13 protein-coding genes are annotated in these 14,015 nt (G+C 69.3%); all 13 read right to left on the reverse strand.

The window, feature by feature from the left end:
- Window positions 1–61: 61 nt before the first annotated feature.
- The 13 genes from NG1_RS12215 to NG1_RS12275 all read right to left on the reverse strand — a co-directional run bounded on the left by NG1_RS12215 (window position 62) and on the right by NG1_RS12275 (window position 13,935).
- Window positions 62–1,063, reverse strand: a complete 1,002-nt coding sequence (locus NG1_RS12215; protein ID WP_084498869.1) for an alpha/beta hydrolase — start codon at window positions 1,061–1,063, stop codon at window positions 62–64.
- Between the two features lie 329 nt (window positions 1,064–1,392).
- Entirely contained in the window at window positions 1,393–1,629 is a 237-nt protein-coding gene (locus NG1_RS12220; RefSeq protein ID WP_062970190.1) for a hypothetical protein, read from the reverse strand.
- Window positions 1,630–1,719: 90 nt separating this feature from the next.
- Window positions 1,720–2,442, reverse strand: coding sequence for a TIGR03619 family F420-dependent LLM class oxidoreductase (locus tag NG1_RS12225; protein WP_245659871.1), 723 nt, complete (start codon window positions 2,440–2,442; stop codon window positions 1,720–1,722).
- Window positions 2,443–2,539: 97 nt separating this feature from the next.
- Entirely contained in the window at window positions 2,540–2,851 is a 312-nt protein-coding gene (locus tag NG1_RS12230; RefSeq protein WP_062970192.1) for a hypothetical protein, read from the reverse strand.
- 499 nt (window positions 2,852–3,350) lie between these two features.
- Window positions 3,351–4,718: a tetratricopeptide repeat-containing protein gene (locus NG1_RS12235; RefSeq protein ID WP_062970194.1), complete on the reverse strand. Its 1,368-nt coding sequence runs from the start codon at window positions 4,716–4,718 to the stop codon at window positions 3,351–3,353.
- A gap of 167 nt (window positions 4,719–4,885) precedes the next feature.
- Window positions 4,886–6,196, reverse strand: a complete 1,311-nt coding sequence (locus tag NG1_RS12240) for a UDP-glucose dehydrogenase family protein (protein ID WP_062970196.1) — start codon at window positions 6,194–6,196, stop codon at window positions 4,886–4,888.
- Entirely contained in the window at window positions 6,189–7,139 is a 951-nt protein-coding gene (locus NG1_RS12245; RefSeq protein ID WP_062970198.1) for a glycosyltransferase family 9 protein, read from the reverse strand. The genes NG1_RS12240 and NG1_RS12245 overlap by 8 nt, the downstream gene beginning before the upstream one ends.
- Window positions 7,130–7,819, reverse strand: a complete 690-nt coding sequence (locus NG1_RS12250) for an SDR family oxidoreductase (protein WP_062970200.1) — start codon at window positions 7,817–7,819, stop codon at window positions 7,130–7,132. Before NG1_RS12250 ends, NG1_RS12245 begins: the two co-directional genes overlap by 10 nt.
- Before the next feature lie 18 nt (window positions 7,820–7,837).
- Entirely contained in the window at window positions 7,838–9,220 is a 1,383-nt protein-coding gene (rfaE2, locus tag NG1_RS12255) for a D-glycero-beta-D-manno-heptose 1-phosphate adenylyltransferase (protein ID WP_062970202.1), read from the reverse strand.
- On the reverse strand, window positions 9,217–9,780 hold the full coding sequence (locus NG1_RS12260) for a D-sedoheptulose-7-phosphate isomerase (protein ID WP_062970204.1): 564 nt from the start codon (window positions 9,778–9,780) through the stop codon (window positions 9,217–9,219). Before NG1_RS12260 ends, rfaE2 begins: the two co-directional genes overlap by 4 nt.
- On the reverse strand, window positions 9,777–10,820 hold the full coding sequence (locus NG1_RS12265) for a glycosyltransferase family 9 protein (protein ID WP_062970206.1): 1,044 nt from the start codon (window positions 10,818–10,820) through the stop codon (window positions 9,777–9,779). The genes NG1_RS12260 and NG1_RS12265 overlap by 4 nt, the downstream gene beginning before the upstream one ends.
- The gene (locus tag NG1_RS12270; protein ID WP_062970208.1) at window positions 10,817–12,316 is read right to left on the reverse strand and encodes an HAD-IIIA family hydrolase; all 1,500 of its coding nucleotides are present in this window, start codon (window positions 12,314–12,316) and stop codon (window positions 10,817–10,819) included. The genes NG1_RS12265 and NG1_RS12270 overlap by 4 nt, the downstream gene beginning before the upstream one ends.
- Window positions 12,313–13,935: a carbamoyltransferase family protein gene (locus tag NG1_RS12275; protein WP_062970210.1), complete on the reverse strand. Its 1,623-nt coding sequence runs from the start codon at window positions 13,933–13,935 to the stop codon at window positions 12,313–12,315. Before NG1_RS12275 ends, NG1_RS12270 begins: the two co-directional genes overlap by 4 nt.
- Window positions 13,936–14,015 lie beyond the last annotated feature (80 nt).

Raw genomic sequence — 14,015 nt, forward strand, 5'->3', positions numbered from 1 at the left:
TGGGCGCGGCGGTGCTACTTCCGGACCGTTGTCCCGCTGCGCGACCCGCTGACCGCCGCCTTCAGTGCGCGCCGAGCGTATCGAGGATCATCGGACGCGCCGTCGCGAGCGCTTGCTGCCAGTAGGGCCAGGTGTGCGTTCCATCGGTGATGTCGATGCGGGCGGTGATGCCGAGTTCCGCGAGCCGATCGCGGAACATCTGGACGGAAGTGATCGTCATCGTCTCGAGTCCCATCGCGTTGACGGTGTTCCCGAATCCGAACGGCACATCGAGCGGGCCGGGCAGGCCGTTGCCGCTCGAGACGTAGATCGGCAGTCCGCGCAGCAATTCCGCCTGTTCGGTGGCATCGTTGCGGCTCCAGGCGGGGTCCCCGGCCGGACCCCACATGTCGTCGACGTTGAAGTTGCCCTCATCCCACATCGCGGCGCGCATCGCTTCGTTCCAGAGCGGGAATGTCGGGTGCAGGAATCCGGAGAAGGATCCGGCGAACTTGAACTGATTGCGGTGGTAGGCGGCCAGCGTCAGCGCGGCGTTGCCGCCCATGGAGGCGCCGACGATGGCGTTGTTGGTGCGCGACACGCCGTATCCCTGCAAATAGGCAGGCAGTTCCTTGGTAAGGAAGGTTTCCCATTTGTACGTCGCCGCTTGACCGTTGGTGCTACTGGATCGGTACCAGTCGGTGTAGAAGCTCGAGTGGCCACCGACCGGGAACACCACTGTGACGTTGTCGTCAGCGAACTGGCGCAGGGCGTCGGTATCGGTCGTCCACTGACTGTGATCGGCCGGGGCACGCAGGCCGTCGAGCACATACAGCGCCGCGCTCCCGCCGCGGGCCGCCCACTGGACCTGGACTTTGATCGGCCCCATGCTGGACGGCACGGATAGCTCCGTGTATCCGCCCACCGGTGCGCGCGCTATCGGTGCGTGGATCGGCGCGGCTGTCGCCACGGCCGCCCCGATCGACGACATGAGCACGGCTGTCGCCATGACAGCGCCGGTCTTCCTCAGCCGACCACGAACAACCCGCTGCTTCCCAGATCGCGCTGTCGAGCCCACCCGCATCCCTCCTCTTCCTTCCGGTTCGATGACCGGAGAATTCCGATTCGTTCGTCGTCGAGAGCATGTCGTTCCCTCCGCGTTCGCGGCCCACCGTGCTCGGGATCGGGAAGATCATCCTAGGTCGCGCCGCAGCGGCTCCGGAGCGCCGAACTTGTCAGGTCTGGGAAAACCGGTCCTGACGACTTGTCCGGGTGACGCGGGCGGCCTGCCGGCTCCGGGCGGCTGCGGACCAGGTTGGGGGAGGCGGATCACCGGCCGGGAACCATCGCTGAACGTGCATTTGCCAGATGGTAGCCGGAATGTCCGCTTCGCGGCCCGGCCTGCGGCACCGATCAGGTATGCGGCGTGTCACCGGCCGATCTCGGTCGAGTCGCCTCGTCCACCGGCCCGGCGGACACTCCCGCCTCGGCACTCACAGCCGCCTCCATGGACTCCAGTACCGCGGCGGCGGCTTCCCGGTCCTGCTCTGTGAGTTCGAGCAGGCCGCGCCGCACCGCCGAGACGAACACCAGGTACTCGTCGCGACGGTAGACCTCGAGTACGCCGGTGCCGATGGAGTTGTCGCGCATCAGGATTCGGTGACGTCGCGATCGTGCTCGAGTCGGCCGAGGCCGATGCGGAACAGCAGCGTCAGTTTGTCCACGATCGAACCGCCCGATCTAATCCCTTGTGAGATCGAATCGTTCGGCGAATTCCGACATTCGGTCGTGCTGTTCATCGGCCGTCCCCGGGGCCAGGTTGACGACGATCCGCGTCACTCCTCGATCTTCGAGTTGCCGGACCTGTTCGACCGGCAGATCGGCCGAGCCCCAGCGGGTGTACTCGAGAGCGGCCGGGTCACGGCCCGCTTCGGCGGCCGCCTTGCGTGCCAGTTCGATTTGCAGCTCACGCTCGGTGTCGTCGAGCATGCCACCCGCGAAGTAGCCGTCGCCCCGTCGACCGGCGCGGCGTGCGGCGGCTCGGCTGGACCCGCCCACATGGATCGGAAGCGCCTTTGCCCCCAGTGGTTTGGGGTAGCTGCACAGCTTGTCGAAGGCATAGAACTCACCGTCATAGTCGACGCCCTCGCGGCCGCCCGACCACAGCAGCCGCAGCACGTCGATCGCCTCGTCGGCGCGGCGACCGCGGGTGTGGAAGTCCACCCCCATGGCCCGCGCCTCGCCCGGCAGGGCGCCGAGTCCGACGGTGAGCAGCCGCATGCGTCCCGCGGACAAGACGTCGATGGTGGCCAAGCGTTTGGCCAGCACCACTGGATGGCGGTAGGGCAGCAACAGGACGCCGGTGCCCAGCAGCAGCCGTCGCATGGCCGCGGCGACGAAGCTCAGGCAATCCAGCGGATCCCACCCCGGCGTCGCAACGGTAAACCTTGCCGCCGACGTCAAGGCAAGTCCTGGCGCGATGGAATCGTCGTCGTCGATGCAGACCGAGCCGTAGCGAAACCGTACGCGCCCTCACATGACGTGCTCGCCTCGCCGCGTGTCACCTGGCGCGGCCGCCTTTCGCGGTCATACGCAGACCCCAGATCTCCAAGGTCGCCGCAACGCCCAGGTATTGCAGGTAGGCGGCGATCACCAGCCATGCGCCGTAGTCGTGCAACCATGCCCGCAACGGCAGCAGCGCCAGGAGGCCCAGGCAGATCATCAGAGCGCCCAGGACCAGCGCCGGGATTCTCAGCGGCGCGAGTTGCTCGTCGAAACCGCGGGCGGACCGCGCCGGGTCCGCGGTGGCGCTTCGGCTCGATCGGGCGGCGGAGGGAACACCGGCACCGGCCGTATCGAATGGGTCGGACATGGACGCTGGGATAGCCATAACGTTCTCCGGGCCGACGCTCCGATCGACCGAGGTAGCGATTCGATATGGAACAGGACGCTCGATCGCCGTCACCGGCGGCCGAGTCGTCGCGTGAGGCGGGTACTACAGCCGCTCTACGACGTTCATGAGGCTAACTATCGGTTACCGACAGTGTGGCGGTAATGCCAGAACGAGAAAAGGCCTATCTTGTCCTACGATCAGGAGTGGCCGCGCGTGATCGAATCGTGACATCGAGTCGAAATGGGGGCGTGAGCGCGGGGAAGTATCGTCCCGGCGCGCGACGTGCTAGCTATCTGGCAGCGCTCGGACCGCACGGGGGTTACCGAACCGATATCCGGCGCGGGTGAGGAGGCGCCGGATTCGGGGGCGGATTTCGGACGGGTGGAGTGAACGGCCCCGGGTCTGGGCTACGCCGCACCCCGATCAGGCTGGCGTGGGTGACGGGGCGACCGGGGGCGTCTCGGTATGTTCCTCTGTGTCACGTCGAGGCCGTGCGATATGACGCAATCAGCGCGCGGACGGCCGCGTCGATGTCAGCAGGCAATGGAGTGGAGTTCAGAATGTCCTGCAGGGGCGCCGCCGCTGCCGCGCCGACCGAGGTCCGGTGTGGTTCCTCGAACCTACGAAAGCCGTCGCGCGATGCTGCCAAAGCCTCCTCGGTCCGGCCGGTGAACGCCAAGGCGTCTGCCAGGTCGAACCATTTCCAAGCGTCCTCATCGCCCTCCGAGCGGGCGCTGTACCGTGCGAGGTGCTCCAGCTCCTCGAATTCGGCGAGTGCATGATGCCTCCGGGCTTCGTCACTTCCGGCGAGCTGGAGGTCGAGTCGAGCGAGGTTCATCAAGGGGTAGGTATTCCGATTGTCGATCCTGCCCGCTTCTGCGTAGGCATCCCGAGCCTGCCGGAGCATCACCTGGTCATACCGTCCGGTGCTGTCGTAGTGGTTGCGCGCCTTCCGGCGGTAGATGCCGCCGAGGATCGAATGAGCCTCCGCGTCTTCGCGGTGCAAGGTGACAGCCTGACGGACGGAATCGACTGCGATGTCGAGCGCCCCGTTTCGACTCTGCGCGACACCGAGTTCCCGCCAGGCCGGGGCGAATGACGGCTCGAGACGCGTCGCCTCTGTCAGGTACTGGATGGCGTCGTTGTATTCGCTTGCCGAGATGGCCGATTCGCCCAACAAGAAATGCGCCTGGACATTTGCTGGATTGACCGCGACTGCCTGGTGCAACAGCTGAATCCGTTTGTCGTGCTCCGCATTGAGCGCGGCCGCAATCAAGTCGTCACCGCGCTGGTGGGCCAGCCGCGCGTTCTCGGCGCGAAGCTCCTCCACTTCGTGGCGCTCGAGCGTGATCAACTCGGCGTTCTGACGCACCAGGCTGTCCACGTACCCCGGCTGCCGAAGCCCTTTCACGATCATGTCGGCGATCCTCGTGGCGGCGGTCTCCAGCTCTTCGGGATCGTTGCCGTATTTGACAGCTTTACTGGGGCTGACATTGAACGCGAGATCGTCGTGCAAACTTTGGCAGGTCAGCACAGTCACGCAGTCTTTGACCGCCCAGCGAACCCCCAACTCGAGATAGACATTGGCGTTTAGGCCGGTGAGGTCTGCGATGTATACGGGCGCGCGCATCGCTGCGCCGAACATCGATTGGTGGATGTTGCCTGCTCGATCCTCATCCACCTCGATCCGTAACCGGTACTCGACACCGGTCTGGGCGCTCACCTCCCGAGCGATTCGCTCGTACAAATGTTTCTTGATCTGGGCGACGTCCTTCCAGCGGGCGTTCTCCCCGCGGATGGTGCCCGGCATCGCCACGAAAATGACATTGTCGTTCGCGTCCGTCATGCCGCCCCCGACCGCATCAACCCGTCCTCCATCAGCGTTGGCCTACAGCGTAACCGTCGGCGTGTGCCGACGCGGCCGATGCGTCCACGGCCGGAGTGCCGCAGCAGGTGTCGTGGAGCTGTGGCCGTCCGGATCGCAGGAGCGGCGTGCCGGCGCGCCGTTCAGATCTATGGGCCTCGGAGAGAAACGCCGGTGCCGAGCAAGGTGAAGCCGGTGCCGCTCAGTAGGTGCTCGTCGAGCAGGTTGCGGGTGTCCACGACGACGGGCCGGTCGACGACGGTCGCGAATTTCGCCCAGTCGAGCGAACGGAACTCGGGCCACTCGGTGAGGATTACGAGCGCACCGGCGTCCTTGGCCACCAGGTACGGGTCGTCCACCACCCGAACGCCGTCGAGGCCGGGGGTGCCCGCCGGGACACACGGATCGTAGGCGGTGACCGTGGCGTCGTGCCTCGTGAGCTGCCGTGCGACCGCGAGGGCGGGGGAGTCGCGCAGGTCTCCCGTCCCGGCTTTGAACGCGAGACCGAGCACGCCGATCCGCGTCCCCGACAGCGAGCCGTCGACCGTGCCGGTGACCGCGCGGCGGATCTTGCGCAGCACCATCGCCTGCTGACGGTCGTTGGCGCGCAGGGCATCACGGATCACGGCGAAGTCCACCCCGGATGCCTCGGCGGCCCGCAGGAGCGCGCGCGTGTCCTTGGGCAGGCACGATCCGCCCCAACCGGGGCCCGGTGTGAGGAAGGCCGGACCGATCCGGTCGTCCATCCCCATCGCGTCGGTGACCTTCGTGATATCGGCGCCGACCCGTTCGCACAGTTCGGCCAAGGTGTTCACGAACGAGAGCTTGACCGCGAGGAAGGCGTTGCTGGCGTACTTGGCCAGTTCCGCGCTGGCCGGGTCCGATCGCAGCACCGGCGCGCCTGTCGCGGCGTACAGTGCCGCGACGCGGTCGGCCGCCTCCCGGTCGTCGTCGGCCGCACCGACGAGGACACGGTCGGGGCGCAGGAAGTCCTCGACCGCGTGGCCCTCCCGGAGGAATTCGGGGTTGCTGACGACCGGCGTGCCCGCGAGACCGGACCGTGCGGGGATCCGCGCGGCCGTCCCCACCGGGACGGTGGACTTGGTGACCAGCACGCAATCCGGCGACAGGACGGTGGACAACGTCTCGAGCGCCTCCTCGATCACACCCAGGTCGGCCGTTCCGCTGGTGCCCATCGGCGTGGGCAGGCACAGCAGAACCACTTCGCATCGGTGCAACTCGCCGGGGTTCGCCGTGAAGACGAGCCGGTTCTCCGAAAGCCCTTCCCGAACCAGTTCCGGCAAGCCCGGCTCGGCGATCGAGACGGTGCCCGCGCGAAGTTCCGCGATTTTGGCCCGGTCGTTGTCGACACAGACCACGTGGTGTCCCCAGTGGGCGAGGCAGGCGGCACTGGTGAGCCCCACGTAGCCGGCGCCCACCACACCGACGCGACTACCCATGGCGCGCCTTCCCGCCGAGCAGCCCGGCCGCGGCGGTGAGCACATGCTCGGGTCGCAGCAGGAGCAGCCCGGGATCCGGATGGTCGGAATGCGGATCGCCCACGGCCCCGGCCCACAGCGGCACATGGTGTTTCGCGGCGGTGGGCGGTCCCCAGCGATGCGGCGGCGTGGGGCCGAACAGCAGCACCGACGGAGTGCCGAAGGCGGTGGCGAGATGCCCTACGCCGGTGTCGCCGCACACGACCAGTGCCGCGCGGGCCACCAGCGCGGCGAGTTGGGCCAGGCCGGTGCGTCCCGCGCGCACCGCCGAGGGCGGTAGTCCGGCTTGTTCGGCGACGGCGTTCGCCAACGGGATCTCGCCGCGCGTACCGGTGATCACCACGCGGTGGCCGTCGGCGCCGAGTTCCCGCGCCACTCGGGCGAAGCGTTCGGACGGCCAGCGACGTGCGGGATAGGCCGCGCCGGGATGCAACACGACCACGTTCGACTCGGGGGCGGGCTCCGATGGCACGGGCAGCAGCAGGGCGGTGGGATCGGCGTCGATGCGTCCGAATCGCAGCAGCCGACACCAGCGATCGACCTCGTGCATGTCCTCGTGCCACGCGGGGCCGGGCAGGTCGGGGAAATCCGGATGCCGGTGGGTCAGCACAGTGCCGGGACGTGCCGCCAGGAGGTCCCGGATGCTTTCCGGCCCACTGCCGTGCAAATTCACCGCCAGCTTCGGCGGCGCGCCGTGCCATCGGAGCGCACCCGGTCCCGCGGTCGGCAGCAGTTCGTCCACCGCGTCGATGAGTCCGACCAGATCGCGGAGCGCTTCGGGCGCGGCCAGTACCACCCGGTCGTCCGGGTAGGCGTTTCTCAGTCCGCGCAGGGCGGGCACGATGGTGAGGAGGTCACCGAGCCCGAGTGCGCGGAGCACGAGAATGGGGTGGCTCAGGGCCACGATCCCTCTTCCGAGGCGCACACGACCAGTTCCCTGACCTCGCAACCCGGCGGCTGCCGCAGCGCGAAGATCACCGCGTCGGCGACGTCCCGGGGCCGGTTGAGTTCGGCGTCGGGCGGCGGCTTGTACTGCTCGTCGCGGTCGTCGAAGAACGCGGTGTGCATTCCGCCCGGGATCAGCAAGGTCACCCCGACGCTGCCGGCTGTTTCGGCGGCGAGCGCCCGGGTGAAGCCGACGACACCGAATTTCGAGGCGCAATAGGCGGTCGCGTCACCGACGGCCTTGATTCCCAGGGTGGAAGCGCAGGTCACCACCGTGCCCTGGCTCTCACGCAGGGACGGAAGGGCGGCGCGGATGACGGCGGCTGTGCCGAGCAGGTTGACCTGGACCACGTACTCCCACTTCTTCGTGGGCACCTTGTCCAGGGGACCGCACGCGTCGATTCCCGCGGCGGTGAACACGCCGTCGATCCGGCCACCGGCGCGTTCGACGAGTTCGCGCACGGCTTGTTCGGCGGCGAAGGTGTCGGCGAGATCGGCACACACGAAATCGACGGGCGTCTCCGGCTCCACCCGGTCGATCACATAGGGGCGGCCCCCGTTCTCGCGGACAGCGGCGGTGACCGCCGCGCCGAGCCCGGAAGCGCCACCGGTGATCAAGACATTGCCGAGGGTCCGCATCGCGCTCCTTACGTCGTGTCAGCCGCGGGCCTGGGTCGCGGCGACCAGTTGTGTTGTCGAGTAACCGCGAACGGTCGGAATCAGCGCGATCTCGCCGCCGTAACCGCGGACCACGGCGGCTTCGGGGAGGTCGACGCCGGTGTAGTCGCCGCCCTTGACCCACACATCGGGGCGAAGGCGGTCCAGCAGCGCGCTCGGTGCGGATTCGTCGAACACGACGACGGCGTCCACCGAGGACAAGGCGATGAGCAGCCGGGCACGATCGCGCGCGGGCACGATCGGGCGGTGCGGACCTTTCAGACGCCGGACCGACGCATCGGAGTTGAGGCAGACCACCAGAGCGTCGCCCATGGCGCGAGCCCGGCGCAGCAGGCTCACATGGCCGGGGTGCAGCAGGTCGAAACAGCCGCCGGTGGCAACGAGCCTGCCGCCTGCCGCCCGCACTCTCGCCGCCACCTCGAACGCCGACCCGCCCGTTTCGGTGGTGTCCGACTCCGCGGCAGTGGTGCTGTCGCGGATGGACAACGTGGCCGCGCCGCCCGCCGCGACGAACCCGGCTGCCGCGTCGACGGCGTGCGACACCGCCTCGGCCACCGTGGACCCGTGGCACAGTGCGGCGGTCGCGGCCGAGGCGAATCGGTCGCCTGCGCCGCAGGTGTCGGTACCGGCGTGCCCGGCGATCCGTATCTCGGCGGGCACCGGCACCACGGTGAGACGCTTCCCGTTGGCCAGCACCGCCCCGGCCGGACCGGTGGTGACCGCGACCGAATCCGCGGCCCACTCGTCACGGAGTACCTTCGCCAATTCGTCGGCTTCGACATAGCCCGGTGCGAACTGGCGCGCCTCCTTCAGATTCGGCGTAACCAGAGAGGCACCCGGCGTCGGGGCGGGGCCGCGGGGGTGCGGATCCCACACCACCGGTACCGACCGGGCCAGTTCGGTCAGCATGTGCCGGATCTGCGGATGCGCGGCGACGCCTCGGCCGTAGTCGGCGACGAGGATCGCACCGGCCGCCCGCAGGGTCCTGGCGACCGAAGCGGTGAGCCGGCCGCCATCCGCCGTCCCGTCACCGGTGTCCAACCGAAGCAGGGACTGACCGGCGGCGCGGATGCGGGTCTTGCGTACCGTCTCGCCCCGCAGCGGCATCGTGACGACTCGAACGTCCCGGCCCAGCAGCCGCGCGAGGGTGTGGCCGTCCCGGTCTTCGGTGGTCGCGGTGATGAGCGAAACATCGGCGACCGACTGCGCGGCCAGCGCCGCGGCCAGACCGGCGCCGCCGGGACGTACCCACTGGCGTTCGACGTCCACCACGGGCACCGGCGCTTCGGGGGACAACCGGTCGGCGACGCCCTCGATGTCGACGTCGAGAATACTGTCGCCGACCACGACCAAGGGCTTCACGTCGGTACCCCCAGTGCGTCGTCGAGTGCCGAGCACAGGGCATGCACCAAGACCAGATGCACTTCCTGCACGGTGGCAGTGGTGGCCGCCTCCACGGCCACGGCGTCATCGCACAGTGCCGCAAGCGGATTGGGCGCGGGGCCGGTCATCGCCCACGTGGTGACGCCGATGTCGTGCGCCGCCTTCGCTGCGGCCACCACGTTGGGGCTGGTGCCGCTCGTGGACAGCAGGATGAGCACGTCGTCGGGCCTGCCGTGCGCGCGAACCTGCCGCGCGAACAGTTCGATTCCGCCGTAGTCGTTCACGATCGCGGTGCCCGCCGAGGTGTCGGCGTGCAGGGCGATCGCCGAGAACGGGCGCCGCTCGTTGCGGAAGCGGCCGACCAGTTCGCCGGTCAGGTGCTGGGCTTCGGCCGCGCTGCCACCGTTGCCGCACGCGAGCAACCTGCCACCGTTGTCGAGCACGGTCGCCAGTTCCCGTCCCCACCTGCGGATATTCGGTGCGAAGCGACTGGTGCGCTCCAGTGCCGTGGCCAACGCCGCGAAATGCTCCTCGATCACCGCGCACCTCCTGTCCGCAGACGCCCACGCCTGCCCGCACCGAGTTCTTCCGCCACCGTGACGACCTGCTCCGGGGTGATCGAATCGAGGCACGGGTGCCCTGGCACCGGGCACTCGCGCGCCCTGCTGCCGCGGCAAGGGGCGCGTTGGTCACCGAGCATGGCCACCGGCACGCCGTAGGGAGCCCACCGCTCGGCGGGCACGACCGGTGCGAAGAGCGAGACCACGGGCGTGCCGACGGCCGCGGCGAGGTGCGCGGGCCCGGTATTGGGCGCCACCACCACGCTCGCGTCGCGGAGCACGGCGGCGAGCTCGGGCAGCGTGGTGGCTCCGCCGAGGTCGATGCCGTGCCTACCGGCGACCGCGTGGGTGAGCGGTCGGTCGGATCGGTCGCCGGTCACGATCACCCGGTGTCCGGCGGCGGTCAGCGCGGCGACGATGGCCGCGGAACGGGAGGACGACGGCTGCCGCGCCGGGACCGACGCGGCCGGATGGACCACCACGTACCCCGGTTCGCCGGTGAGACCACCGACCTTCGGCAACGGTTGGCGAACGGCGAGTTTCCCGTCGTCGCCGGGCGGCAGCCGGAAACCCGCCGCCTGCGCGAGCGACAGCGCGCGTTCCGCTTCGGGCGGATCGCCGTGGACGCGATGACGCAGGTCCAGCAGCGAACCGGGGTAGTCCTCGGAGATGGCGCCGATCCAGGGGACGCCTGCCATCCTGAGCAGGAGCGCCAGCGGCAGTGGCGACTGGTGGAATGAGGTGAGAATCAACGCCAGATCCACCTCGAGAGCGCGTATCCGCTCGATGAAGGCGGTGGTGTCCGCCGAGGTGACCGGGGGCGGCTCCGGGTCGATCCAGGGCGCGCACCAGTTCGAGACCTGGTGCACACCGGGTAAGAGGTCACCGGCGGCGCGGCCGCGAGGCCCGGTCAGCAGCGTCACCGAATCGACGTGCGCCGCCACCGCGCGCACGCACGGACCGGCCAGCAGCACATCGCCGAAGTTGTCCATGCGTGCCACCAGCGCCCGGCCTGTCACGGCACGCCCGCCATCGCCAGCCGTACGGCTTCGGCCAGGTCTCGCGCCACGGTCGCGTCGCGACGCGCGCGCTGCACCTCTTCGGGGCGAGTTCGCGCGGTGGGCACCAGGATCGCGCGTGCGCCCGCGCTCATCGCGGCGGTGACGTCCGCGCCGGTGTCGCCGATGACCACGCACCTGCCGACGTCGACGCCGAGGTCCGCGGCGGCCTGCCGAATCAAGCCGGGCTCGGGTTTGCGGCACGCGCAGCCGTCGCCCTCGCCGTGCACGCACACCTGCCAGGTGGCGAACGGTCCGAGCAACTCCTCGACCCGGGAGTTGACCGCGGCGAGCTGTTCGGGACTGATCAGTCCTCGCGCGACACCGGACTGGTTGCTCACGACGCCGAGCTGGACGCCGGCCGCGCGCAGCTTCCGGAGTGCGTCGACCGCCCCCGGCACCGGTTGCACTCGGCCGGGATCGGTGAGGTAGGGGATATCGATGATGAGGGTGTCGTCCCGGTCGAACAACAACGCCAAGGGCGAGGTGTGGGTCGCGTTCCGGTGGCGCAGCTCACCGCGCAGTCGGTGCCAGCACGCGGCCGGTGGTATGAGCGCACTGGTCACCGTCATCCGGCCGATCTCGGCCGGTGTGCGAGGCCCCGGCGCGATCCGGCGCGCGGCGAACGCGCCGGTCAGCGCCGCCCATGCCGCCGCGAGCAGGATCGCGGACCGGTGCCGGCCCGCGACGCCGAGCGCCATGGCCGCCGCGCCCGCGGCCGTGGTGAGCGCGTGGCGGGGCAGCAGTCCCTGATCTTCGCCGATGCGCCGGCGCCATCGAGCGCCGTACTTGCGCCGCAGCAAGGCGTTGTCGGCGTTTCCGCGTTGCGCTCGCACACTCGCCATGGGCCCCGATTCACGGACCGGGTGGCGCGTGAGCCGGTTTCCGGACGCGATGGCGTACCCCGCCAGGCAGACCCGAAGCGCGAGGTCGGCGTCCTCGCGAAAGGCCCTCGGGAACCGCTCGTCGAAGCCGCCGACCGTGACCAGCGCGGACCTGCGGTAGGCCATGTCCGCGGTGATCCACCGCGCCGTGGCCAGCCGTGCCGTCGCGCGTTCCGCGTCGGTCGGTCGCCGGTGCCTGGGCAGCGGAACCTCGATGCGGGCCGTGGACGCCGCGGTGTGCCGGTCCAGCTCGCGCAGGTCGTCGGCCAGGCGGGCGGGCCAATCCGGCGCGGTGATCACGTCGTCGTCGAGGAAAGCGATCCACGTGCCCGCGGCGTGCCGCCACCCCGCGTTCCGCGCCGCAGCGGGTCCGCGGCCACCCGACCGGATGACCCGCGCCGGAGGCGCTGTCTCGGGCAGCGTCAGCTCCGCGCCCCCTGGCCGATCGTCCACCACGATGATTTCCCGTGCCTTCGGACCCGACGCGGCGGCGAGCGACTCCAGCAGCAGCCGAAGGCTTTCCCGGCCGGTAGTCGGGATCACGATGCTGTAGTCCACGATGTGGGCGTTCATGAGCGGCGGACCACGAACGAGCCGAGGGCGAGCAGATCGATCGGGGCGGAACCGAAGCACTCGAGGGCGTCGCGTGGCGAGTCGACCATCGGCCTGCCCACGGTGTTCAAGCTCGTGTTGATCACCACGGGCAACCCCGTGCGCTTGTCGAACTCCGACAACATCCGCGCCAGGACCGGGTTGTCCGCGGGATCGACGGTTTGCACCCGGGCGGTGCCGTCCACATGCGTCACGGCCGGGATCCGCTCCCGCCACGCCGGATCCACGTCGTGGACGAAAAGCATGTAGGGGCTCGGCAACGGCCCGCGTCCGAAGATCTCGGACGCTCGGTCGGCGAGCACCATCGGTGCGAGCGGCCGGAACTGTTCGCGCCCCTTCACCTCGTTGAGACGTTCGAGATTCGCCGACCGGCCGGGATGCGCCAGCAGCGAACGGTGCCCGAGGGCGCGCGGGCCGAATTCGGCGCGGCCCTGGAACCAGGCCACCACGTGGTCGTCGGCGAGCGCTTGCGCCACCTCGGTCGCGATGTCCTCGGACCTGGTGTATTTGACCTTCGCCGTACGGAGAACGGCCTCCAGTTCCTGATCGGTCCACTCGCGGCCGAGGGCGGCCCCCCGCATCGGGGTGGCTCGCTCACCGAATTCGGCCGCCAATTGCAGTGCGGCGCCCAGCGCGGTGCCCGCGTCACCGGCGGCCGGCTGCACCCAGATCCGCTGGTAGGGGCCTTCGGCGTGCAGCCGGCTGTTGGCCACGCAGTTCAGCGCGATGCCACCGGCCAGCGTGAGGTTCTGCTGTCCGGTCTGGCGATGCAGCCAGGAGCAGAGTTCCAGCAACACGTCCTCGAGTCGCCGCTGGACACTCGCGGCGAGGTCGGCATGGTCCCGGCCGAGCGCACCGCCGGTCACGGCGGGAGCGAATTCCTCCCAGTCCACCTTTTCGGTGTGGAAACCGCCGTCCCGGACGGAATACAGCAGTTCGCGGAATCGGTCGAGGAAGCGGGGCGTGCCGTAGGAGGCGAGAGCCATCACCTTGTATTCGTCGCTCGACCGGGTGAATCCGAGATGCTCGGTGAGGTCCTCGTACATCAGCCCGAGTGAGTGCGGCAGCCGCTGTGACGCCAATTCGACGAATTTGCCGTCCCGATATTCTCCGGCGAGATAGGAATGGCTTTCGCCGCGCCCGTCGGCCACCAGGACCGCGGAGTCGCCGAAAGGGGCCGCGAGAGCCGCGGACGCGGCATGGGCAAGATGATGTCGCACGAAGCGCACGATCGAGGGATCCAGGCCGGGCAAGGCGGCGGCGAGGAACGCGGGCGCGCGGAACGCGTAGTCCGTGCGGGTCGGTTCGCTGTTCTGATCGAGACCGCCGAGCGAATGATCGACCAGATTCGGGTCATAGGAATAGCCCACCGCGTCGAGCTGATCGGCCCGTAATCCCGCTCGCTCCAGGCACCACGCGGCCGCTTGCCCGGGCACCTCCCACGCCGAGAACGGCACCGGCCGCTTGCCGTGTTTGCGCCGGGTGAACCGCTCCTCCTCGGCCGCCGCGACGATTTCTCCGTCCACGATCAGGGCGGCAGCAGGGTCGTGGAACACCGCGTTGATTCCGAGAATGCGCACGGGCCGCCTTTCTGTTGGAGACGCGGGACCTGTCGGTCTGCCCGCTGACATATGGGTGGCGCTACCCGCTGAAGTCACCA

The organism is Nocardia gamkensis NBRC 108242, from assembly GCF_001612985.1.
Classification (GTDB): domain Bacteria; phylum Actinomycetota; class Actinomycetes; order Mycobacteriales; family Mycobacteriaceae; genus Nocardia; species Nocardia gamkensis.